Consider the following 22,333-nt stretch of genomic DNA (forward strand, 5'->3'; position numbering starts at 1 on the left):
AGGATGTCGGACAAACCTGATTTGGATCGGATTCGCAGCCAGTTCCAGGTGCAAGCCGACCAAGTGATTCACTATCACCCCCGATTGGCGGGAATGGTGGATATCCCGTTTTCGCCTTCGATCAAGATCACCAGGACCGAAGGAAAGCTCATAGACGAGATGACCTGGAGCAGGGGCCTCCAGGGACTGTCAGAACTTAAAGAAACCCAAGACCTTGCGTTTCGCGAGAGCAAGCGGCATGTCCCGGACCAACCGGTGCCTGACGATATTCCAAAGGAGCGCGCCACAGAGTGGCAATTCAATGACGGGCACCGCGATGCCTTTCGCCATACCTACTGGAATGCGCTGCTCGCCAAGGAATTCGGCAACGAATGGGCGCAGTCGTTTGCCACCGCGCACGAAGGAATGCCGGGTAATCCTGCAAACCGCGAGGCGATGGATCTGTACAACAACCAGGTCGGTAGAGGTATCGCCGCAGCCCACCCCGGCGCGTCCAAAGAGCAGCTTGCGCAGCTGGTAGGTGACGCACTGAAAGAAGGCAAGTTGATCCTCATGGATCATGAGGGAAAGCTTGCCTGGAGTGATCAGGTAAACGTAGGGCAGCATGGTCTGTCACCCAAAGAGGCCATCCAGCCATCTCTGCAGACACCCGCGGTTGTGCCTGCGGCGCCGCGTACATCTGGCTTCTTCGGGGCGGCTGGCCCAACAGACAATGCGCCGACGCCGGACCAGCCTGGCCATCCCCGTTACGCGCTGCATCAACAATGCCGCGCAGGCGTCGCAGCGCTGGGCAATCAGGTCGGAACCGAGTCCAACGAGAAGACCGCTTGCATGACGGCAAGCCTGACCAATCTGGCGGTGGCCAATGGCCTGCAGCGCGTCGACCATGTGATGCTGAGCGAGCAAGGCAAACACGCCAATCAGGCACAGCATGTCTTCATCGTCCAGGGTGAACTCAGCGACCCCGCGCACCTGCGTGCGCAGATGCCCGCAGCGCAGGCGATCGCCACTCCCGTGGAAACCTCATTTCGGGAGCTGGCACTTTTGGAACAACGCACGCTCGCGACGCAAGGTCAGCAAGCTGTCACGCAACAGCAGGATGAGCACGTAAAAGCGGCGCATCGCGTCTAGGGGCACAAGTGGCTAGCCGACGCGCGGGGTTGCCACGCGCGCGTCAGGCCAGACACGACACTCCCGCGCCATGACGCCTAGCCGTCGAATCGGTCACAACTCGTTGCAGCGGGCTTGCACGGTCAGCATCTCGCTTCGCGTGCGCTGCCGTGGCTTCGTGTCGGCGTGGATGGCGCAACGGTCTGCTTCCACAGAGTCGACACCGGCCTGATCCGCGCGCTGCGCCAATTTTTTAGTGCATATGCGTGCCGCCCAGGTTTGCGATAACGCGGCGCAGCAGGCCGCGCACAACCGCCCCGTATGCAACGTCCTCCCGACACAGGTGCACCATGTCCCAGCGCAATGCCGGTTTCGTGCAATGCCCGCTTCTGTTCCTGTCTGGTCTGTTGCTTGCCATTGCGCCCGGCGCAGGCGCGCAGCAGCGCGTGGCCGCTGCCAACGGCAACACGACCTACGTTGATCGCATCGCCTATTCGTCCAAAGCCGACGCCGGGCTGGATGCCGGTGTGGCCAACGAGCGCTCTGCTCTGATGCACTACGTGTGGCGTGGCAACGGCCAAACGCTGCCCTATAGCGTGCGCACCGGCCACTTGATCGCGCGCAATCCCGCAGGGCAAGCGTAAGCCAGCATGTCGTATGTGGCCTACACCGCACCTGCGCGTAGCGGCAAGCCGCGGCCGCTCACGTTCTTCTATAACGGCGGGCCCGGCGCATCGGCATCGCTGTTGCACCTTGCCTCGTTCGCGCCCAAGCGCATGGCCACCGCTGCGCCCGCCTTCGGCAGCTGGCCCAATTACCCGATGGTCGACAACGCAGAAAGCCTGATCGCCAGCACCGACATGGTGTTTATCGACCCGCCCGGCACCGGCTTGTCGCAGGCGATCCTCCCCAACACCAATGCCAGCTTCTGGGGCAGCGATGCCGATGTGCAGGTGATGCGCGATTTCATCCAGCGCTATCTGCAAGCCAATCGACGCAGCGGCGCGCCGTTGTACCTGTTCGGCGAATCGTACGGCACCACGCGCTCCACCATGCTGGCGCTGGCATTGGAATCGGCCGGCGTGCAGCTCACCGGCATCATCCTGCAATCGTCGATCCTCAACTATTACGCCGATGCCACGTTTTCCGGTGGACTGTATTACCCGGATTACGCAAAAGGCATGAAGTACAGCGGCGACACGATCGGCGGCTATTTCCCCAGCTACGCAGCCGTTGCGGCGTATCACAAGCAGACCGAAGTGACGGCAAGCGATGAATTCTATGCGCTGCAGATGCGCGCCTTCGTCAGCGTGGTGCACGACGAGTTTCAGCGTTACGGGCCCACCTGGGTGCTGAGCCAGTTCGGCTTCCCCACCCTCCTGGGCAAGCCGGTGGTTCCGGATGCGCGCGTGCTGACGCGTTGGCGGCCGCTGTCGGGGCTCAGCAAACAGGCGCTGCAAGGCTATTTTTCGTTGAAATCGTTCAACCAGGGCTTGCTGCCCGGTACCACCATCGGCCGCTACGACGGCCGTGTGAGCATGCCCACTACCGATCCGCGCCTGAAGACCGATGGCGATCCCTCTGACATATTGATCGAACAACCATTGAGCAACGCACTGGCGCTGCAGTTTCCGCAGTATCTGGGCTATAGCGCGCCCAACGCCAGCTATGTGTCGCTCAACGACGACATCATCAATACCTGGGACTTTCGCCATGCAGGCAGGCTCGCACCGGACACCTTGCCCGACCTGCTTGGCGCATTGCGTCTGAATCCTGCGCTCAAGGTGCTTGCGCTCAGCGGCTATCACGACCTCGCCACACCGTTCTACAGCACAGAAAAACAGCTCGCACGGCTGCGCACCATCCGTGATTTCAACCCCAATGTTCTGGTCGCCACGTACGCAGGTGGCCACATGATCTATCTCGATGATGCATCGCGCGCGAAGCTCAAGGCCGACCTCACCAACTATTACGCCAACACAGCAATTGAAGACGCGGTACCGCTGGCGCTGCTGGACTCACCCTGGCCGGACAACCGCAACATCGGCACAGCGCCCGCCAGAACGGCCACCACCACCGCTGCAACGCGGTGAGCGTGCCGCCCTTCTCCCTTGCGAGGAACTCCTGATGCGCGTCCTACTCTCACTCTCGTGCACTGCAGCCCTGCTTGCGCTGGCAACCACCGCGGTCCGCGCGCAGTCGCTGCCCATGCAACGCGTCTCCACCGTCAGCACTGCCGCGCGTCACGGCGGCATCGATGGACCATTCCTGCCCAAGCCGCAGTCCACCGCCGAACCCGCAGCGGCAGACAGCATTGGCGACACACTGGAGAGCCAGGCCCAGCAGCGCATCAGCAGCACGCTTGGTGCCAACGGCGCGCTGGCGCACCGCAATGCCATCACCAAGCAGCAGGCGCAGGCCCAGGGCTTGGGCTTCGTCGCGACGCATTTCGAGCAGATCGACCGCAGCCACAGCGGCAGCGTGACCCTGGAAGACGTGCAGGCGTACGTGAAGCAGCAACAGCGCTGAGCTGTCATGGTGGTCGTGACATGGCGCCGGTTTGTCCACAGTCAGCGCAACGTCCGCCGCCGCGCTTTCAAGCGCGCAACTGCCGAAACAAAAATACCGGGCCACCCCAGAATGGCCCGGTGCCGAGCGAGTCCCGGCATCCGTCGCCGGGAAGGGTTGCCCCAGTGCCTTGCTCAGTCCCACTCCTTGCGAACGTGGCGCATGACGCGTTGACGATCACCTCCGTGCAGCGGCGACGGTCCCCACCGTCGCCGTTACCGCAGTGGCTTACACCTCCAGCACGGGGTCGGTACGGCGGCCGGCGCGACCGGCGGCGAAGGCGATGCCGGCGCCCAGCAGCAGCAACACCAGGGTGCTCCAGGCAGCGCGCGAGACACCACGGGCCGCCGCATCACCGGCCTGGCGGGCCTTCTGCTCGGCAGTGCGCTTGAGCGCTTCGTACTGCGCCACCGCCTTCTGGTAGCTCTGCGCATAGTTGTCGGCAATCTGCTCGGCCTCTGCGCGCGATTTACCGGTGCGCGCCACGATCAGGTTGACCAACGCATCGCGGTCGGCCGCATCGATGGCCGGCCTGGCCTGGGCACGCACGCGGTCGAACCAGGCGGCCAGTTCATCCGACGCCGCCTGCGGGGTCTGCGCCACGTCGCTGGCGGTGGCCTTGCCGTCGTTGCTCACGTGTTCGGCCTGGGTCTTCAGACGCTCGGGATTCAGCTCGGCCTTGCCGGTCTGGCGCAGCACCTTGTCCAGCTGGCCGCGCAGGTCGCCCCAATCCAGTTCGATGCCCTGCTGCTTGAGTTCTTCCTGCACGCCATTGCCCAGCGCCGGGGCGGCAGCGGCGATGCCCTGGCCGGTCAGCGACAGGCCCTTGCCGACCACACCCGACACCGCGCCCACCGCGCTGCTGGCCAGTGCGGCCACCAGCCAGGTAGTGATCAGCGAGGTCACTGCCCAGCTGAGCAAGCCGTGCAGGCCGCCACGCACGGTGGCCAGGCGGCCGGCGACAAATGCGCCCACCGCGATCGAGATCAAGGTGCTCAACGCCAGCCAGATGCCGGCGCCGGTGCCCAGCCCGCTGACCGGGTTGGCCTCACGCAGCGGGTCGATGGTGGATGCGCCGATGGCGGTGCCCAGCACGCTCAGCGTCAGATAGGTCACCAGCGCGAACGTGCAGCCGGCGAGCACGGCGCCCCAGGACATCCTGGGGGCCAGCGAGGAATGGCGGACGACCTGTGCCATGGAATGTCTCACTGCGGTTGGAAAGGGCGGCCAGTGTGTAAGCCGCGCCCCCGCGCTGCCTGAGCCGAATGCACCAGGACGGCTAGTGCATTCGCGTCAGGCAGCCGCTACCGTGTGCCGCCACTGTTGGTTTTCATCGCCGTCGTTTGCCTGAGGTAAACCCATGTCGTCAGCCAGTGAAGCGGCGCCGCCAAGCAGCCCGCCCAGTTCCACCAATCGCCGCCAGTTGCAGCAGATCATCACCGGCCTGAGCGAAGGGGTGATCCTGATCGAGCCAGACCAGTCGATCGCCTGGGCGAACGAAGCCGCCTTGGCGATGCATGGTGCAACCGAAGTGGCGGATCTGGGCGCCACGGTGAGCGACTACCGCGCGCGTTTCCAGCTGCGGTATCGCAATAACCATCGCCTGAGCGCCGGCAACTACCCCATCGACCGCGTCATCGCTGGCGAGGTCTTCAACGACGTGGTGGTGGAGGTGTTTCGCGCAGACACCGACGCGCAATGGGTGCACCGCGTACGCAGCCTGGTGCTCACCGACGCGCAAGGCCAACCGGATTGCCTGGTGCTGATCGTGGCCGATGCCAGCGATTGGGCCAGCGCCGAGCAGCGCTTCGAACGCACATTCAACGCCAATCCCGCGCCGGCCTGCATCTGCCGGCTCGAGGACAAGCGCTATATCAAGGCCAACCAGGGCTTTTTGGAAATGACCGGCTACACGCGCGAAGCGGTGGTGGGCAAGAGCGTGTTCGAAGTGGATGTGATGGAAATGGCCGACCGCCGCGAGCTGGCGCTGGAGCGGCTCAATGAAGGCGCCACCATTCCGCAGATGCAGGCCGAGCTCAGCCTGCCCGACGGCACCACCAAACTGGTGGTGGTGGCAGGCCAGCCGATCGAAATCGGCGAAGAAGCCTGCATGCTGTTTACCTTCATGGACCTGGAACCACGCCGGCGCGCCGAAGTGGCGCTGCGCCAGAGCGAAGAGCGCTTCGCCAAGGCGTTTCGCATCACCCCGGTACCCACGCTGATGTGCAATGCCGACACCTTGCAGATCGTGGAAATCAACGACGCGGTGTCGCAGATCACTCAGTACGCCACCGAAGACATCGTCGGCCGGCCCATCGATGAGATCGGCCTGTTTCCCAGCCGCCAGGCGTATCAGCAGTTCTATCGCGCGTTGCAGGAAAGCGGCAGCATGCTCAATGTGGAATACGCCATTGCGCGCAAGGACGGCGAACAGCTCGACTGCCTGATTTCCGCAGAGACCGTGAGCATCCACGGCGTGCAGTGCTACCTGCTGTCGCTGATGGACATCACCGACCGCAAACGCACCGAGATGGAACTGGTCACCGCCATCGAAGCGGTGATGCAGGACGCCTCGTGGTTCAGCCAGACCCTGCTGGAAAAGCTCGCCAACGTGCGCCGCGCCAACCGCCCCAGCCAGACCACCGGCTGCGGCATCGCCGAACTCACCGGCCGCGAACGCGACGTGCTCGGGCTCATCGCCGAAGGCCTGGCCGACAAGGAAATCGCACAGGAACTCGGCGTTTCGCCCAATACGGTGCGCAATCACGTGGCGGCGCTGTATTCCAAGATCGACGTGCACAGCCGCGGCGAAGCCATCGTGTGGGCCCGCGAACGCGGTTTTGCCGGCCGCAGTGCCAAACCCGCCACGCGCAAGAAGTAACTGCGTGCGGTTGGCACGAATGCACTAACGCGCCTAGTGCATTCGCAACTGGGCCATCCGGGCGCAAGCGCACACCATGCTCACACCGGCCCGCACAGACTGGACCGGTTCCCCAACTTACGAGAGACATCCCATGGATAAGAACCGTATCGAAGGTACCGCCAAGCAGGTCAAGGGCTCGGTCAAGGAAGCCATCGGCCGCGTCACCGGCGACAAGAGCACCGAGCTGGAAGGCGCCGCCGAAAAGAACGTCGGCAAGGTGCAGGCCAAGGCCGGCGAAGTGGCCGACAAGGTGCGCGACGCTTCCAAGTAAGCGCTGCGCCGCAGGAACGCGTGGTGTAATTAAGCGCGTTGTTGTAAGCGTGCAAACGGTTACCGCTACGGTCCCATGTCCGGCACTGCTGATGAGCAAACGCATGGTGAGGCTGCCACTGACTGGAAGCCCTTTTAGCGGGAATCGTCTGCGGTAGATGGCAGCTGCGATACCGCTATAAGGACATACCAACGCCCCGATCAAGTCGGGGCGTTGGTGTTTCACACTATCCATGTCGGGCACTTCCCTTCTCCCCACGGGGGAGAAGGTGGCCCGCAGGGCCGGATGAGGGGCGGGTGCAGCTGCATGGAAACAGCGAGCAGCCAGGTAAACAGCAGCCGCTCCGTCCAGCACACCCTAAGCGCGCGGCTTGCGCCCGCGTGTGGTCGGGCGCTTGGCAATGGTGGTGCCGTGTTCCTGCCACCATGCCGTCAGCGCCTCCATCGTCGGCCCGAGCCCACGCGCCTTTGGCGTGATTGCGTACTCAACGCGTGGCGGCACTTCGGCATACACGGTGCGCGACACCAGGCCATCGGCTTCCAGCTCGCGCAACTGCGCGGTGAGCATGTGCTGGGTAATGGTGGGAATCGCCTTGCGTAACTCGCCAAAGCGATACACCCGCTGATTGAGCAGCCACATGATTTCCAGTTTCCATTTACCCGACAACAGTGCAAAGGCACGGCGCATTTCCTCGTGCATATTGAGTGCGCCCGCTGCATTGGTCTGCTTTTTCATACTAAGCGCCTGATATTCATCCTACTTTTCAAGCGTCATCTTAGACGACATTCTGCGCGCACCTGGCAACCACCTGTCGCACCGCAGAACCCCATGAACACCCTCTACACATACTGGATCAGCACCGCGTTGCTGTCGGCGCTCTATCTGACCTCTGCCGCCGTGTATCTGGCAAAAGGCGATGGCGTGCGCAAGGCGCAGGCAGCGCTGGGGTATTCGGCGCCGCTGCTGGTGCCTTTCATGATCGCCATCAAACTGCTCGGCCCACTGGTGATCCTGTCGCGCGTCAACCTCGTGCTGAGCGAGCTGGCCTACGCCGGCATGTGCTATCACCTGCTCTTGTCCGGCATGGCCCATCTGGGCGCGCGCACCCCCAAGGGCGCCATTCCGGCGGCACTGGGGCTGGTGGTGCTGGTGGCCTCGTTCACTACCCAGAACGTCGCACGCCACCCCGCATCACCGTATGCCGCGGTCGTCGCGACGTCCCTGAGCACACCCTGATCCCCGAAGGAGAACATCATGTCCCGACTCAACGGTAAGGTGGCCATCGTCACCGGTGCAGGACGCGGTATTGGCCGGGCAACCGCCAAGCTGTTCGCCGCAGAAGGCGCAAAGGTCGCCGTGCTCTCGCGCACCCCCGCAAACGTGGATGCAGTGGTTGCCGACATCACTGCTGCAGGCGGCACGGCACTTGGCATTGTCTGCGACATCGGCGAGGCCGCTCAGCTCACCGCAGCCATCGACACGGTGGCCGCCACCTACGGCGGCATCGACATCCTGGTCAACAACGCCTTCGACCCGAGCGTGCCGTTCTCCTCGATCCTTGAACTGTCGGTGGAGCAGTTGCAGCGCAACCTTGATCTTGGCCCTGTGGCATACCTGCGCGCGATGCAGGCGGCCTACCCCTACCTCAAGGCAAGCGGCGCCGGCCGCATCATCAATTTCGGCTCGATGGCCGGCGTGGTCGGGATGGCGGGCTACGGCCCCTACAACATGGCCAAGGAAGCCATCCGCGCCCTCACCCGCACTGCCGCCCGCGAATGGGGCGCGGACAAGATCACGGTGAACACCATCCTGCCGGTTGCGCAAACGTGGGGGCCAGAGGCCAACGTCCCGGCGCCCACCAATCCGCTGGGCCGCTACGGCTCGCCGGAAGAAGACATTGCCCCGGTCGTGCTGTTTCTGGCCAGCACCGACAGCCAGTTCATTACCGGGTCGAGCCTCACGCCCGACGGCGGCTCCCTCATCGACAGCGCCCGCTGACCGAACCCCATGACAAGGACACCTGCATGAAGATCCACGCAGTCACCATCGACACCGCCCACCCGCAGGCACTGGCCGCCTGGTGGTCACGCGCCCTGAAGACCGCCGTTGCCAACGACTACGGCACGGTGGTGCAGCTGGCCGCGTCGCCAGACCTGCCGTTGTTCCAGTTTCAGAAGATCGACCACGTGCCGACCCAACGCAACCGCGTCCATGTCGATCTGAGGTCGCCTGATCTGGACAGCGAAACCGAGCGCCTGGTTGCGCTTGGGGCAACGCTCGTGCAGACCGTTGCATTGCCGCAAATCCGCTACGCGACCCTCACCGACCCGGATGGCAACACCTTCGATCTCATCGCCCAATAGCGCGCCGGCGGCTAGACGCCATGCCGAACGGCAGCGCCGGCGGCAGCACCGATCCACTGCGCGATGCGTTGGCGGAGAGTGCCGCAGGTTCCATCTCGGCGGCGCTGTCAGCGGCGGTGCCTTGGCGTCTGTTTCCTCACACCTGACAAGCGTCACTGCGTGGTACCACCGCACGGCGGGATGCGCCCCAATGGTCGGCGGCGCAATGTGCCGGCATCACTCCCCCACGGCCGCACGGCAGGCGGCCAGCGCACGGCTGATGTGTTTTTCCACCATCTTGACCGAGATGCCCATCACCGCCGCCACCTCGGGGTAGCTGAGGCCGTCGAAGCGGTTGAGCATGAAGGCCTGCCGGCACTTGGGCGGCAGCGCGGGCAGCGTGTGGGCGTGCAGGTGCTGCAGGGTGCGGCGGGCGTCCACCAGCTGGTCCACCGCCGTGCCGGCGGCGGCAAGCGGTTCGCTGTCCTCCAGCGGCACGTGGCGGGCAGCGTGCCTGCGGTGGCGCGTGCGCCAGTGCTCCAGCACCACGTTGTGGGCAATGCGGTACAGCAGCAGCTTGTAGCTGTGGATGTCTGGCGTGTTGCGGTAGGCCAGCAGGCGCAACAGCGTTTCCTGGGCAAGGTCGGCGGCGGTATGCGGGTCGCGCAGGCGCCGCCGCATGTAGGTGAGTAGCTCCGCCTGCAGCTGCACCACCGCCTGGTCGAAGCGTTCCCTGGCCGGCGCGCGCTCCTCGCGCACGTGCCAGCGTGTGGTGACGCGGCCAAGCGCGTAGATACCCGCCGCGGGCGCGCGGGCCGGCAGCTCGCGCATGGCGTAGGCGCTGCGGTGGCGCCACGGGCGGCTGCCGTAGCGCTCACCCGGCACCGCGCTTGCGGCGTGCGCGCGTGCCGCGACCACCTGGCCGATGACACCATGGCGGTCTGCACGCGACGCGCCGGTCATGCCCTCATTCATCATGCGACGTCTCCAGCAACGGGCCGGGCACATGCGGTGCGCGCATGCGCTGCGGCGTGATCAATGTGGGTCTACGACACTGATGACCAGCTCGCCATCGCGCTGGCGGATGTGCAGCTTGCTGCCGACGGCAAAGCCCAATTGTTCCAGCCAGCGGCCGCGCAGGCGCAGGGTGGGAATGCGCTGGTGACTGTCGGGATAGTACCCATAGCCAACGGTGCACTGCTGCGGCGCACGCGGCCGGCCGGGCCGCCGTGGTGTGCGGGGTTCGGCGCGGGGTTCGGGGATGGGCGTACGCTCGAGGTAGCGCCGCGGGGGGATCGAAGGATCCAGCGAGCGCCAGACAACTTCGGTAGGCGGCGGCACCGTGGCGCGCTTGCGCGATGGCTTGGGACTGGACGTGGATCGACGCATGGTAAAGCCCTCCTTGACGAACAAGCTCCGTCGCACGACGCGACGGGATGTCGGGAGGCTAGAAACCGCACACATACGGCAGGCGTTCTTCCCAAAGGGATGCGCATTCGCCGCTTTCCGACGCAAGAGTCACGCCGGTTACGCCTGCAAGAAACTGCAGGCACAAAAAACCCACCGGTCTGACGGAGGTGGGTGCCGCTGTGTGAGGAGTTTCTAGGCTCCTTGCAGCGAGATTGCTACGCGTTGGGTGGTGTGTCAACTGGTTGCGGCGACTCATTGCAGTGCTGCGCTTAGCAAGAAAATTTTTTATGTAGGCGGCTTCTCCGCACCCGGACAGTCAGCTCAGCTTGACCCTGCCTCGCGCCACCCGCACACTTCCAGCCGGAGCCTAGAAACTCCCCACACAGCGGTACCCACCTCCGATTTCTGGTGGGTTTTTTGTGCTCGGCCATCTGGCTTGGCACTGCTCGGCGTTCCTACGCCGGGAGGGCGGCGAATACAAAACCCGCAAGGGGAATAAGCCCGCCGGCTGTGTGCGGTTTCTAGCCTCCCGGCATCCCGCTGCGTTGTGCAGCGGGAGCTGCCTCACGGCAAGGAGAGCGGCATGCACAACGAACCCGGCTACTGGATGTCCGAAGGCACGCAATACCACCTGCTCCGCGTACGCGACCAACTGCAGCTACTCGCCACGCTGGCCACACCGCGCACGCGCGAGGAAGGCGCCATGGGCATGCCCGCCATTCCGCTGCAGCAGTGGGCGCATTGTCTGCAGCAGATAGCTGAGCAGGTGGATGATGTGCTGGGTGATTTAGGCTCTGGTGGGTAGTACGTTTTCTTCGATGCATGCAGGGCGCCGGTTGATCCATCCAGTGCGCGGCAACTACCAAGCGGACTGATCCACACGCGTAGGCAACGCGTGGGGCGAGGATCAGTGCGTACAGGGGGAACACCATGGACAGGATCAACATCACCACGCGATGCATCGTGCTGGCAACGTCAGTGTTGTGCGCAGCCGCGTTCGTACAGCCGGCGGGTGCACAAAACATGCGCTCTGCCACTGGCACGCTACGAACAAGTACATCGCGCCAGCGCGGCAGCCGTACAACTCGATGGCGCGCGACACCACGCCCTTCAATTGCGAGCAATACCGCGCGCATCTGCATCCGGGCATGGTGCATTACTGCCAAAGCGTCGAGAACATGATGCTGCGCAACGAAGCACAGCGTCAGGGGCGCCCTGCTCCGTCGGATTCCGACATTGCCTTACCGGGCCTAGGCACTGCAGAAGCCAAGCAGCTTGGCTATGCCTACGTGGGCGGGCAAGCGATGAGGCGGCTGCGCAATGGGTGGGAGCAGGTGTCGGCTGCTGCGGGTGGGTGGCAGCGGTGTTTGGGTGGGTAAGCAAACCTGACCCCGAATCAGAATCTGTAGACCAAATAATTGAACCTAACCCCCTTACCTGGGTAAGCAGATTCCATTATCTGCACCGATTAGAAATGACCCTAACCCCTTATTACTGACCCTTTACTACCTTAAACGGCGTCCGCCCAATAAATCCCTATCTTTCACTTCCCCGTTCCTTAATTAAAAGAGGAACTGCAACCCACTGAGGAGTGTAGGTCTTGGCTGAAAATATCCGCACATATGCGCGTACTGGAATGGAAAGATGGCTCAGCGCCGTTTTTTGCATGCGCAATAAGGTGTCTAAGCCGTGGGCGAAGTAGCTGGGATTGGAAACAAGTGCTATATCTAACCCATTTTTTCCATTGATGCAGAAGAACTGATCTTTCGCGGTTGTTATCGACTCCCCTGTGTCACGCTTTGTAAAGCTGGTTGAAGTGGAAAGAATTGTAAGTGTTCCGTGAGTCCAGCCAATCTTTGACGCCATTTTCTCTGCAAGTGCATCACCATAAATTTCAGAATCCTCCTCAAGAAAAGGCAATATCTCAGCAAGCATTTGATTAGACGATATCGCATATGAGCGTGTTTCAGTTGCAGAGAGCTCTGCCGAGAAGAGCTGAATTGAAGCGCCAGCCTTCTTCCCCTGGTTTTTTGTAATGGTTGTTTGTGGATGCATCCCAGTCAACGACTCATACATGTCAGCAATATAGCCACGATCTGCATAGATGATCGTCTCCAACAATTGGTTGCGTTGCATCACATTTTCCATATGGCACCCAAGCATTTTAGACCGACGAAATAATGCACAGTTTTGTTAACGCCGAATTGTTCGCCGCCTTATTTGTTACTGCCCAAGATCCAAAACCCCAAGCAATACATTTTAATGTAAATTACAATTTAGAAAATTATGGTCCCAATGAAACTAAAAAACCATTTCTACTTCTACAACATATCTTCCACGGCAAGCTTAGCTGAATTAACATAATCAGCTTCTCGCGAACTCTTGTCGTCAAGTTTACGCGCAAAAAAAAGCAAAAGAACCGAATAAAGTGAATCATACGACAGTGAAATTTTTTTATTTAGTTTTGCACCAATTTTAACTATGAATTTTTGAAGGTTACTCAACAAGAAGTGCCCTCTAATGATTTCAATGACAGTAAAATTATTAATAATGGAAACGGCCTTAGAAAGCTCATGCTCGGGTATTTTAGAAGCCGCAACTGTAGCGACCTGAGCGCATTTTTTAACACAAATGACATGACTACTACTGCTGGTGGTGAATCTAGATGAGTTATCACCGAGTACAGAAACGTAAGTCTTAGATATAGAAGCTGCCAAATCAAGAATAGTCAGCTCACGAAGATTACTTTGCAATTCCGCCATCCATTCCTTGACGACATCAACTGATATCTTAGGATCCCTGCATAACGACCTCAACGCATAGATAACGCTAGCTTCGCTTATCAATGAGTTTTCAATTGAATAGCCATGCGTGTATAAAACTCGCGGCGACAGTGATAGCTTTCCTTGCGCCTTGAGATAATCGCTATCTCTGGCCGCGATCGCATTAATTGATCCACTTTCGATTTTCTCGATCATCTCGTCCAAAGCGCTACAGCTGCCAAGCTGCTCAATTTCCACCTTAAACTTAGGCACGCGTGAAAATATTTCGTCCCAGAACATCAAATCATCATCACCTTCAACATAAGCGATCGCATTCACCTTATAGAAACTATTTTTTATATTTATAGCATCGTCGGAATAGCTCAGCTCAGGCATCTGCAAGGTCCTCCATATCGAGTAGAGAACTCTTGAACTTTCCAGCGACTTCAGGCGAATGAGTTGCGACTATAACCTGCGCATTTGGGTTAAGCTTTCTAATCGCACTTATTATGTTTCGCTGCCATGATATATGGAGAGAAAGCTCAGGCTCATCAGCAAGAAATATGTAAGGAACACGCCTTTGCAGAAGTGTTTCAATGAGCAGAATTAGCAACTGCTTTTCACCGGAAGACAGTTTAGAAATTGATATTTGCGGAGACCTCACTCTCAGCAATCCTGAAACAAAATCAAAAGACTTGTCTTTTATAAAGTCGGCCAATGTCTCGGTGAATAATTGCGTCTGCCTAAAAATTTCGGTTGTCTTTACCTCTGCATCCAAAGACATTCTTACAACATCTTGTGTGGAACGGAGGGCTTCGAGGGCGCCAATATCAATTGCAAAATCTTTAGATGTAGCAGGAGTAGGGCTTTTCGATACTTCTTTTAATTTCTTAACTGCAGAACCGATTGCGGCCACGTGCTCGTTAATTTTCTTTTGTACATCGCTTCCATTTAGTCCAAGTTGCTTGTACGCAGCCGTTAGAGCAACCCTCTCTTTTTCTTCATCAAAATCTGTTGAGTAACGCCGGGTTTGATGCTTATCTTTCGTAGCATAAAGCAAAGATGTCAAAACATCTTTCTGTAATGTCGCAGAAACATTTCTAGCACTGTCCGACAGCTCAAGTTGATATTGAGTCAGCTTGTTTATTAAAAGATTTAGCCGTGCATCAACTGCAGAAATACTTTTCCCACGAGGCCTTTCTCGCGCATCAGGATCGGAATCAAGCTCCGCTCTATGCACTGACAAAGAAGATATTGAAATTATCTCATCCAGATCGCTTCTGATTCGCTGCACTTGCTCTACTGATCTTTTGCGAAACATGATGGGCATAGCCCTATGATCGTCAGCGATATAAAGCGGCAAAGAGTAAGCTCTATTTGATATATGATATTCGATGAAAGGAAAAGGGAAATTTTTCTTTTCTTTCCGCTCTGCTTTTATTGTGCGCCTTCTACTTCCTTCGGCCAACGTTATTTTTATGGTGTCGAAGGAATATTCGTACATCCCTTCCGGATCAACAGCCAAAACCGACTGAAGAATGTTCATGAAGGTGGTCTTACCTGTGCCGTTTTGCCCTATTATTATGTTAACTTCCTCGTTAAAGCTTGCATCGATCTTCTTGAAACCCCAGAACCCTGTGATCTCTACATTTTGAATCTTGAACATCCTTGACTCCGCTTTAAGTTTGCATCTTCAATCATAAATATTTTAATTTTTTTAATTATCTCACGCTCAAAGGCGCGCTTCCACGACGTGGACAGCCTAGTGCATTTGCACTACCTGAATTATCTCTAGCCGCTGCAAACCATTTACCAGCACAGTCGGCTTGTCTTGCGCAAACCGCTCAGTATCTTTTGTGTCTGGTGCGACAGCAGCCGGGGCATACCGTTACGCATGGCAAAAAAGCGCCCCCCCCCCCTAGCGAGCTCAAGCGGGCATGGCAGTGACCGCAAAGCTGTAAACCCGGCACTTCCCCGTTTGCATCCCATGCATAAAACCCCCGTTTCAGTCCGCACACTACCGTTATGTAGTGATTTTGTCATCGGGGTACCCGGCATTTTGTATCAGCGGTGTCATCCGCTGTGATTGCGCGCACTAATTGCATAGCTAGAGGCGCCCGTCTTTGCGTGAGCGCCTCTACCGATTTACTGCAGCGCTCGCTTATTTCTTTTTGCCCTTCTTATCGGGCGCTTGACTCAAAGCGGACGCGGCCGCTGTTTTTGAATCCTTGCCGGTGCTACCACTTTTCAAGACCTTGCTAGCCGCCTTTGCCGCTTTGGGGCCGGTTTTCTCGTTGGTTGCCATGCGTGTGACCTCCCTCGCCACCCGAATGGTGGCTACGCGACGCTAGGCCGATTATGTCGGCCGCACAAGCCTGGTTGCAGCGCGCGAGAGGGCAGATACTGCAAGACCACTGGTGGGTTGTCTGGGCCAATTAGTTGGCAACATGCGCAGTGCTGTGCCCGTTTTTTAAGGGCGACATACGACAGCAATATGCTCGCGCGATTACTGCGCCGGCAGTATTGGCAACTTCTCCCGCGCCTCACCCCAGATAAGCACAGCATCCAACGTAGGGCACAGCGCCTGCCCCCATGGCGTCAGCCGGTAATCCACCTGCGGCGGCACCTGCGGGTAGACGGTGCGCAGTACCAGGCCGTCGCGTTCGAGCTGGCGTAGTTGCTGGGCCAGCATCTTTTGCGAGATGCCGGGCACCAGGCGTTCCAGATCGGAATAGCGCTGTACCTGGCCGTCGAACAGGTGAAACAGCAGCACCAGTTTCCAGCGGCCTTCGATGAGTTTGAGCAGGGCTTCGACATCGCAGGCGGCGGTGTCTGGGGTGTGCGGCTTTCCCATGGGTGCGTGACTTACCTTTGCGTGCGTTCTTGCGGGCGGTGATGCCGCTCCCGATGATGGCATACCCGTTTGCACTGGAGACCACGCCATGACCCCTGCCCTGCCGGATGCGGTTGCCTGCTTTTTTACTGCCAGCAATCAAGGCGATGCGGCAGTGCTGCTGCCGTACCTGACCACCGATGCGGTGGTGCGCGATGAAGGCCGTCAGTATCAGGGTGCAGCTGCAATTACGGCCTGGTTGGCGCACACGCAGGCCACTACGCCATACCGTGCGGTGCCGCATGAGGCGCGCGCGCAGGGCGATGCATTGCATGTCACCGCAGAGGTGTCGGGCGCATTCCCGCAGAGCCCGCTGCAGCTGGAGCATGTGTTCCGCCTGGTGGACGGCAAGATTGCGGCGCTGGAGATCCACTGAGCGGTCGCGTTCGCCTTGCATGGGTGCGCTGCGGGCCGCGCCCACCGTTGCCCAATCACGCCCAGGCGGCTGCCGCCGGTTTTGAGCTGATACGCCGCTGGCGCTGCGCAGCGTTGGTGCCGCGCTGTTGCGTTGGCCTGCACACACGCGTGCGTTTGCGTCTGGCCGCCTGTGTGCGTATTGCACTGACAGACATCACCTAACGCCACGTTGCGCTTGCCTCAACGCCTTGGCTTTTATTTCTTTTTGGAGCCACTGCCCATGCATGCCTTGCTTGTTGTTGCACACCCCGAGCCGCGCTCGCACACGCACGCTGTAGCCGCGCAGGTGCGCGATGCCATCGTGGGGCCGGATGCCGCGCATACGGTTGAGGTCGCCGACCTGGCGCAGGAGGGCTTTGACCCGCGCTTTACGCAGGCCGATATCGCGCTGTACGCCGGGCAAGCGGCGGCGCCGGCGGATGTGGCGGCCGAACATGCACGCCTGGACCGCGCCGATGCGCTGGTGCTGGTGTTCCCGATTTACTGGTGGTCGTTTCCGGCGCTGCTCAAGGGCTGGGTCGACCGGGTGTTTACGCTGGGCTGGGCGTTCGATGAAGACGCCAACGGCAATATCGTGAAGAAGCTGCAGCACCTGGACGTGCACCTGCTGGCGATTGGCGGGGCAGATGAGCGCACCTATGCGCGCCACGGCTATTTCGGGGCGATGAAGACGCAGATTGCCCATGGCATCTTTGGCTTTTGCGGGGCGCCGGTGCGCACCACCGAGCTGTTGACGGTGCCGGATGCGGGCTTTCCGCAATCGCACCTGGACACAGCGCGCGCGATTGGGGCGCGGGTGTTTGCTGAGCGCGTGCGTTGACGCGTGCAGCCCGGGGTACTGCGCCCTGCATGTGCGGCGTGACCAAACCGCAGCCACGCCTGCCGGCGTGATGGCTTAGTCGAACGGCCGTGGAGACGGTGGCCGGTTCTTGGCGTATGTCTGGTACAGCGAGGCGGCGCGCTCGTCTACGGCGATATGTTCGACGCCGCTCAAGCCCTGTGCTGCAAGCGCGGTAGACGCCTTGCGGTCGCCCAGCAGGTACGCCAGCCGCAGGTAGGCCGCGCTATCCACGCGATTGGTGTGCGGGGTATTGCCGGCGTAGACCTCGGACAGGCCGTAATACGCGTAGAGGTTTCCGCTGGCTGCGGCGTTGCTCAGGATGGCCAGGCCTTGCGCGAAGCGGCCGCTCAGCGCTGTCTTGACGCCGTAGCGCACCGTTGCCGCCTGGTTGCCTGCCTGCGATTCGGCGTTTAGCTGGGCCAGGCCCATGCCGCCCAGGCGGGCAGCTTCGATCTGCGAGGGGTAGCCGTGGGCCAGCAGCCAGCGCGCTTCTGCCTGCGTGTTGGCCACCAATGGCCCACTGCTGGCGCAGGCGTTGACGCCGCGCTCGCACAGGTAGGGCGTTGTGCCGGCAGCGGTGCTGGCTGCACGGTTGCCGGGTGCTGGCGTGGCCCTGCCCGGTGCGGTGGTGACACCGGCCGTGGAGGCATCGCTGCGTGGCGGTTGGGGGGTGGGCGCCGCGTCGGCCTGGGCGTGGTGCTGCGCGTTTGTGCAGCCAGCCAGGACGGCGGCGATCAGTGCCATGCGCATGCTGCGGGTTGGTGTCATCTTTACGCTCCGTTTGCGTGCGGTGGCGCAAGGCACGGCGCCACCGCGTTTGGTCGTGCATTGCTGGTATAGACCGGCCCTTGGTCCGAGTGAAGCAGGCAACCCACCTTGAGCTTGCGTCGCAACGCTGCCGATACACGGCCTGCACGACTAACGCGGTCTTGGCCCGATCGCGCATCGCCCAGCCGACAACCTACCTGGGAAAAGATCGATCACCACAGCCAGGTATGTCCAGCCCTCATGCGTGCAGATGACAGTGCAATCACTCGGCCAGGCCGGGTCTGGCTCAGTCACGCGCCCTGCCGGTCGAGCAGGTTGGCCGCGGCCTTGCACGGCGTTCCACCAAGAAGGTGCGGTTGCGACCATACCGCTTACTGCTCATGGGTACCTCCGCATTGGCATCTCCATGGCCCTGGAGATGTGTGGGGAACCATGGGGGTATCGAGCGCTGCATCGATATCAGCCAGTGATAGCGCTTCAGGCGTTGCGGTGCTGCTGAAGCCAACGGCGCACGATGCGCGCTCTTCGTTTCACGACGTTGCAGTTCGTCGGCAGGCAGCGCTGCGCTGCACACGCCGTCAATGATGGTGGTGGCCGAGCGCAGCCGGTGTTGTGATTGAAGGGTTCCATCATCCAGTGCGCCAGCGCCAGCAACGCGCCGGTGTAGCGCCCCCCCGAGAAAGGGCAGAGAACCGTATGAAGACGTTGATCGCTGTGGCGCTGACGTTTGCCATGTCCTTGCCGGCCGCTGCTCAGAACCAGCCGCCTGCTGTGCCCAAGACCACGTACATCCACGCAGGGCGCTTGCTGGCGGTTCCAGGACAGGCGCCGCGCGGGGCGTCGACGATCATCGTGCGCAACGACAAGATTGCCGAGGTTCGCGATGGCTTTGTCTCGCCGGAGGGCGGCGCGACGCTGATCGACCTGAAGGACCGGTTTGTCCTTCCCGGCTTGATCGACGCGCACGTGCACCTGCTCGGCATCGGCGGCGACCCGTTGAACTCGCGGCTGAAGGCGCTCAGTGCCGAGCCAGCCGACGAGGTTCTCTACGGGGCGGGCAATGCCCGCGCGACGTTGATGGCGGGGTTCACCACCGTGCGCGATCTGCATGACGATCCACACGGCATCCGCGCCTTGCGCGACGCGATCGAGCGCGGCGATGTCGACGGGCCGACGATCGTGAATGCCGGCGCCGCCATCTCGACGACCGGCGGCCACGGCGACCCCAGGAATGGGCTGGCCGAGCCCTATGCTCACGCCATCGCCGAGACTGCCGAGAATATTTGCGACGGCCCCTCCGATTGCACGCGTGCGGTACGGCGGCAGGTCGGGCTGGGCGCGCTGGTCATCAAGTTCGCCGCCACCGGTGGGGTGCTATCAGACGTCTCCGGTGGGCTGGGCCGCGCGTTCACCGCAGACGAAATGAAGGCGATCGTCGACACGGCGCATGGGCTTGGTCGCAAGGTGGCAGCGCACAGTCATGCTGTGGAAGGCACCAAGGGCGCGCTGGCCGCCGGGGCCGATTCCATCGAACACGGCAGCTTCCTGGACGATGAGGCGATTGCGCTGTTCAAGCGCACCGGCGCCTATCTGGTGCCGACCGAAATGGCGTCCGTCACGGTGGTGGCGCAGGCGCGTGCCGGTGTGCTACCGGCGTCGGCCATCCCGAAGGCAGAAGCGGTTGCCGCGGCGATGGTCGACAGCCACCGCCGCGCGTTTCGCGCTGGCGTGAAGTTTGCGTTCGGCACCGACAGCGGGGTTTCGAAACACGGTGACAACGCCAAGGAGTTTGCGCTGCTGGTTGAGCAAGTGGGCATGAGTCCGGCACAAGCCATCCGTACCGCCACTGTGGCCGCTGCCGATCTGCTGGGCCAGTCCAACCGCATCGGTACGGTGGAGGCGGGCAAGGCCGCCGACATCATTGCCGTGTCAGCATCGCCGCTCGAGGACGTGCGGCGCCTGGAGCGGGTGGATTTTGTGATGCACGGCGGGCACGTGGTGAAGGGGAGCGGGGCACGTTGCCCGGCATCCTCGACGGCGTGCAGCGAATGATCGACGTCGTTGACGGGATCGCCTTGGTTTATCGAGAGTAGCCAGAGATATCTTGCGCATAACCTCACGGTCGCGCACATGAACGACACCACTGAGAAGAAAGCTACCCGGATGGAGTCCCCCGTCGCTGCTGCACGTACGGGGGAGAGGCAATGTGTGGAACTGACCGAGGCCCTTAACGCACTCAGCCCTACGCGCTGGCGTCGGCCGTTGACAATGCCGGCACGCTCATCGACTGCGCCAGAAGGGCACCGTATCGCTGTAAATGCTGCTGGAAGCGGCTGGCGTAATCCGGCCCCACCGCAGAAATCACGCTCTGCCGTGCAGCCAAGGCCGTACGCCATGCGCGCACACGCGATACGTCGTGGAAGATCGGCGCGGAGATGTCCGCCTGCAGCAGGTCGAAATAGCGCAGCAGCGGCGCGAACACCACATCGACCATGCCGAATGTGGAGCCGGCGAAGTAAGGACCTTCGCCCAGCACGTCCTCGATCTTTTGCAGCTTGCTGCGGAACGCGGCGCGTGCAGCGTCGGCGGTAGCCTGGTCGCTGGCGTTGAGGAACTGCCAGCCATCGGCAAAGGTGGGCGTTGCGAACTCGATCCAAGAACGCTGCTGCGCGCGTTGCAGCGGGTCGTTGGGATACAGGCTGGGTTTGCCGCTGATGTCGTTGAGGTAGTCGCAGATCACCACGCTTTCGAACACGGTTGCCACGCTACCGTCCGGCTGGCCGATGCGCAGCAGCGGCACCTTGCCGGTGGGCGACAGCGCCAGGAACCAGTTCGGCTTGGCCGACAGGTCGACGTTGATGCGCTCGAAGGGCGCAGCGTTTTCCAGCAGCACGATCGCCGCGCGTTGCACGAAGGGACACAGCGGGTGGCTGATCAGGGTCAGGGAGGTAGACATGGGTTATCTGGGTCGCAATGAGAGGGGTGTTACAGGGGCGGCCGTGCGCAGGGCCATGGATTCGCACGTCATCCATGGCAGAAGGACGCGCAGGGCTACGCAGCGCGCGCAGACCACCGTGCATGCAGCGGAGTGGACGCCGGGCCTTGCGTGCGTGCCAGCGCGCAGGGCGCTTTGCCGGGCCTGCGCCCGCGCACCGGTCGGTTGCGCAGGCAGGCGGTCAACGCTGGCATAGCCGGCAGGAGCGGCGCTGCGCGCCCTCACTGCCGGTGCCGCAAGGACGGCGGCCATGGTCAGCCGTTGAGCAGGCGGCCGCCGTCGACCACCAGCTCCGACCCCACTGTCCAGCGGGATTCGTCCGAGGCCAGGTACAGCACGGCCTTGGCGACTTCTTCCGGGGTGCCGAAGCGGCCCATCGGAATGGTGGCCGCGATGTCCTGGTTGACCTGCGCGCGGTAGGCGTCGGGGATGCCAAGCTTGTCGTACAGCGGCGTTTCCACCGGGCCCGGGCTGACCGCGTTGAGGCGGATGCCGCGATCGAGCAACTCGCTCGACAAGGTCTTGGCCATGTTCAACAAAGCCGACTTGGTGGCACCGTACACCGACGAACGGGCTACCCCGGCGTGGGCGTTGACCGAGGTGTTGAGCACCACCGACGACGGGTTGGCCAACACCGGCAACAGCGCCTGCAGCAGGAAGTACGGGCCTTTGACGTTGATGGCGAAGGACGCGTCGAAGGCCTGCTCGGTCCAGTCCTCGATCGGAAGCCAGACCGAGACGCCGGCATTGAGGAAGGCCACATCGAGCTGGCCGTAGTGTTCCGCGACGGCCCGCGCCAGTTCCTGCTGGGCGGCGACGCTGGCCGAATCGGCGCGCAGCACCGGCACTTCGGAACCAAGAATGTTCTTGGCCTTGGTGATGGAGTCCGGGTTGACACCGGTGACGATGACGCGGGCGCCTTCGGCGAGGAACTGCTTGGCGGTTTCCAGACCAATGCCACTGGTGCCGCCGGTGATAAGGGTGCGTTTGCCTGCTAGACGGGACATGCGTTGCTCCTGGTGAGGGAGGCCGA

At 61.3% G+C, this 22,333-nt stretch carries 25 protein-coding genes and 2 pseudogenes; 14 read left to right on the forward strand and 13 right to left on the reverse strand.

Going from position 1 to position 22,333, the window contains the following annotated elements:
- Positions 1-3: 3 nt before the first annotated feature.
- The 4 genes from XnspCFBP7698_RS21405 (at position 4) to XnspCFBP7698_RS16420 (ending at position 3,639) form a co-directional block, all read left to right on the forward strand.
- Positions 4-1,131 carry an XVIPCD domain-containing protein gene (locus tag XnspCFBP7698_RS21405; RefSeq protein ID WP_147423606.1) on the forward strand — a complete coding sequence of 376 codons (1,128 nt, stop codon included), beginning with the start codon at positions 4-6 and terminating at the stop codon, positions 1,129-1,131.
- Positions 1,132-1,460: 329 nt separating this feature from the next.
- Entirely contained in the window at positions 1,461-1,754 is a 294-nt protein-coding gene (locus XnspCFBP7698_RS21805) for a peptidase S10 (RefSeq protein ID WP_233549009.1), read from the forward strand.
- A 6-nt stretch (positions 1,755-1,760) separates the two neighbouring features.
- The gene (locus XnspCFBP7698_RS16415) at positions 1,761-3,203 is read left to right on the forward strand and encodes a peptidase S10 (RefSeq protein WP_233549010.1); all 1,443 of its coding nucleotides are present in this window, start codon (positions 1,761-1,763) and stop codon (positions 3,201-3,203) included.
- Positions 3,204-3,237: 34 nt separating this feature from the next.
- Complete coding sequence (locus XnspCFBP7698_RS16420; RefSeq protein WP_123137608.1) at positions 3,238-3,639, forward strand: hypothetical protein; 402 nt, start codon at positions 3,238-3,240, stop codon at positions 3,637-3,639.
- A 267-nt stretch (positions 3,640-3,906) separates the two neighbouring features.
- Here XnspCFBP7698_RS16420 and XnspCFBP7698_RS16425 read toward each other — a convergent pair whose 3' ends face one another.
- A complete protein-coding gene (locus tag XnspCFBP7698_RS16425) occupies positions 3,907-4,875 on the reverse strand; it encodes a hypothetical protein (protein ID WP_123137609.1) in 969 nt (322 codons plus the stop codon).
- A gap of 163 nt (positions 4,876-5,038) precedes the next feature.
- Between XnspCFBP7698_RS16425 and XnspCFBP7698_RS16430 the strand changes: the two genes are divergently transcribed.
- Both XnspCFBP7698_RS16430 and XnspCFBP7698_RS16435 read left to right on the forward strand, forming a co-directional pair.
- Positions 5,039-6,559 carry a helix-turn-helix transcriptional regulator gene (locus XnspCFBP7698_RS16430; RefSeq protein ID WP_123137610.1) on the forward strand — a complete coding sequence of 507 codons (1,521 nt, stop codon included), beginning with the start codon at positions 5,039-5,041 and terminating at the stop codon, positions 6,557-6,559.
- A gap of 133 nt (positions 6,560-6,692) precedes the next feature.
- Entirely contained in the window at positions 6,693-6,872 is a 180-nt protein-coding gene (locus XnspCFBP7698_RS16435; RefSeq protein ID WP_047693228.1) for a CsbD family protein, read from the forward strand.
- Positions 6,873-7,229: 357 nt separating this feature from the next.
- Here XnspCFBP7698_RS16435 and XnspCFBP7698_RS16440 read toward each other — a convergent pair whose 3' ends face one another.
- Positions 7,230-7,607, reverse strand: a complete 378-nt coding sequence (locus XnspCFBP7698_RS16440) for a helix-turn-helix domain-containing protein (protein ID WP_123137611.1) — start codon at positions 7,605-7,607, stop codon at positions 7,230-7,232.
- A 93-nt stretch (positions 7,608-7,700) separates the two neighbouring features.
- Here XnspCFBP7698_RS16440 and XnspCFBP7698_RS16445 point away from each other — a divergent pair, with 93 nt between their 5' ends.
- The 3 genes from XnspCFBP7698_RS16445 to XnspCFBP7698_RS16455 are packed head-to-tail and all read left to right on the forward strand — an operon-like array spanning position 7,701 to position 9,235.
- Positions 7,701-8,108 (forward strand): hypothetical protein, encoded by a 408-nt coding sequence (locus XnspCFBP7698_RS16445; protein ID WP_123137612.1) that lies wholly within the window; start codon positions 7,701-7,703, stop codon positions 8,106-8,108.
- A gap of 39 nt (positions 8,109-8,147) precedes the next feature.
- Positions 8,148-8,870 carry an SDR family oxidoreductase gene (locus tag XnspCFBP7698_RS16450; protein ID WP_233549012.1) on the forward strand — a complete coding sequence of 241 codons (723 nt, stop codon included), beginning with the start codon at positions 8,148-8,150 and terminating at the stop codon, positions 8,868-8,870.
- A 26-nt stretch (positions 8,871-8,896) separates the two neighbouring features.
- Positions 8,897-9,235: a VOC family protein gene (locus XnspCFBP7698_RS16455; protein ID WP_123137614.1), complete on the forward strand. Its 339-nt coding sequence runs from the start codon at positions 8,897-8,899 to the stop codon at positions 9,233-9,235.
- Between the two features lie 216 nt (positions 9,236-9,451).
- Here XnspCFBP7698_RS16455 and XnspCFBP7698_RS16460 read toward each other — a convergent pair whose 3' ends face one another.
- Both XnspCFBP7698_RS16460 and XnspCFBP7698_RS16465 read right to left on the reverse strand, forming a co-directional pair.
- On the reverse strand, positions 9,452-10,192 hold the full coding sequence (locus XnspCFBP7698_RS16460) for an RNA polymerase sigma factor (RefSeq protein ID WP_233549014.1): 741 nt from the start codon (positions 10,190-10,192) through the stop codon (positions 9,452-9,454).
- Between the two features lie 57 nt (positions 10,193-10,249).
- A complete protein-coding gene (locus XnspCFBP7698_RS16465; protein ID WP_123137633.1) occupies positions 10,250-10,603 on the reverse strand; it encodes a SymE family type I addiction module toxin in 354 nt (117 codons plus the stop codon).
- Between the two features lie 604 nt (positions 10,604-11,207).
- Here XnspCFBP7698_RS16465 and XnspCFBP7698_RS16470 point away from each other — a divergent pair.
- Positions 11,208-11,429, forward strand: a complete 222-nt coding sequence (locus tag XnspCFBP7698_RS16470) for a hypothetical protein (protein ID WP_199680206.1) — start codon at positions 11,208-11,210, stop codon at positions 11,427-11,429.
- Between the two features lie 125 nt (positions 11,430-11,554).
- A pseudogene (locus XnspCFBP7698_RS21900) lies at positions 11,555-12,003 on the forward strand (hypothetical protein).
- A 157-nt stretch (positions 12,004-12,160) separates the two neighbouring features.
- Here the strand turns inward: XnspCFBP7698_RS21900 and XnspCFBP7698_RS21410 are convergent.
- From XnspCFBP7698_RS21410 to XnspCFBP7698_RS16490, 5 genes are all read right to left on the reverse strand, one after another.
- Positions 12,161-12,760 carry a hypothetical protein gene (locus XnspCFBP7698_RS21410; protein ID WP_147423607.1) on the reverse strand — a complete coding sequence of 200 codons (600 nt, stop codon included), beginning with the start codon at positions 12,758-12,760 and terminating at the stop codon, positions 12,161-12,163.
- Between the two features lie 185 nt (positions 12,761-12,945).
- Complete coding sequence (locus XnspCFBP7698_RS16480) at positions 12,946-13,782, reverse strand: DUF4435 domain-containing protein (RefSeq protein WP_123137617.1); 837 nt, start codon at positions 13,780-13,782, stop codon at positions 12,946-12,948.
- Positions 13,775-15,052: an AAA family ATPase gene (locus XnspCFBP7698_RS16485; protein ID WP_123137618.1), complete on the reverse strand. Its 1,278-nt coding sequence runs from the start codon at positions 15,050-15,052 to the stop codon at positions 13,775-13,777. Before XnspCFBP7698_RS16485 ends, XnspCFBP7698_RS16480 begins: the two co-directional genes overlap by 8 nt.
- 495 nt (positions 15,053-15,547) lie before the next feature.
- The gene (locus XnspCFBP7698_RS21580) at positions 15,548-15,691 is read right to left on the reverse strand and encodes a hypothetical protein (RefSeq protein ID WP_158591105.1); all 144 of its coding nucleotides are present in this window, start codon (positions 15,689-15,691) and stop codon (positions 15,548-15,550) included.
- A 201-nt stretch (positions 15,692-15,892) separates the two neighbouring features.
- Positions 15,893-16,240: a helix-turn-helix domain-containing protein gene (locus tag XnspCFBP7698_RS16490; protein ID WP_123137619.1), complete on the reverse strand. Its 348-nt coding sequence runs from the start codon at positions 16,238-16,240 to the stop codon at positions 15,893-15,895.
- A gap of 88 nt (positions 16,241-16,328) precedes the next feature.
- On the opposite strand from XnspCFBP7698_RS16490, the gene XnspCFBP7698_RS16495 reads away from it, so the two are divergent.
- Complete coding sequence (locus XnspCFBP7698_RS16495; RefSeq protein WP_123137620.1) at positions 16,329-16,655, forward strand: nuclear transport factor 2 family protein; 327 nt, start codon at positions 16,329-16,331, stop codon at positions 16,653-16,655.
- Positions 16,656-16,916: 261 nt separating this feature from the next.
- A complete protein-coding gene (locus XnspCFBP7698_RS16500) occupies positions 16,917-17,516 on the forward strand; it encodes an NAD(P)H-dependent oxidoreductase (protein WP_123137621.1) in 600 nt (199 codons plus the stop codon).
- A gap of 75 nt (positions 17,517-17,591) precedes the next feature.
- On the opposite strand, the gene XnspCFBP7698_RS16505 is transcribed toward XnspCFBP7698_RS16500, so the two are convergent.
- Positions 17,592-18,305, reverse strand: a complete 714-nt coding sequence (locus tag XnspCFBP7698_RS16505; protein WP_233549016.1) for a hypothetical protein — start codon at positions 18,303-18,305, stop codon at positions 17,592-17,594.
- A 59-nt stretch (positions 18,306-18,364) separates the two neighbouring features.
- A pseudogene (locus tag XnspCFBP7698_RS16510) lies at positions 18,365-18,649 on the reverse strand (DDE-type integrase/transposase/recombinase); the annotation flags it as partial.
- A gap of 292 nt (positions 18,650-18,941) precedes the next feature.
- Between XnspCFBP7698_RS16510 and XnspCFBP7698_RS16515 the strand changes: the two are divergent.
- Positions 18,942-20,357, forward strand: coding sequence for an amidohydrolase family protein (locus tag XnspCFBP7698_RS16515; protein WP_199680207.1), 1,416 nt, complete (start codon positions 18,942-18,944; stop codon positions 20,355-20,357).
- A gap of 190 nt (positions 20,358-20,547) precedes the next feature.
- On the opposite strand, the gene XnspCFBP7698_RS16520 is transcribed toward XnspCFBP7698_RS16515, so the two are convergent.
- Both XnspCFBP7698_RS16520 and XnspCFBP7698_RS16525 read right to left on the reverse strand, forming a co-directional pair.
- Positions 20,548-21,261: a glutathione S-transferase family protein gene (locus XnspCFBP7698_RS16520; protein ID WP_104580332.1), complete on the reverse strand. Its 714-nt coding sequence runs from the start codon at positions 21,259-21,261 to the stop codon at positions 20,548-20,550.
- 293 nt (positions 21,262-21,554) lie between these two features.
- Positions 21,555-22,307 (reverse strand): SDR family oxidoreductase, encoded by a 753-nt coding sequence (locus XnspCFBP7698_RS16525; RefSeq protein ID WP_104580333.1) that lies wholly within the window; start codon positions 22,305-22,307, stop codon positions 21,555-21,557.
- Between the last annotated feature and the right edge of the window lie 26 nt (positions 22,308-22,333).

The sequence above is a fragment of the Xanthomonas sp. CFBP 7698 genome, from assembly GCF_003600855.1.
Classification (GTDB): Bacteria; Pseudomonadota; Gammaproteobacteria; order Xanthomonadales; family Xanthomonadaceae; genus Xanthomonas; species Xanthomonas cannabis.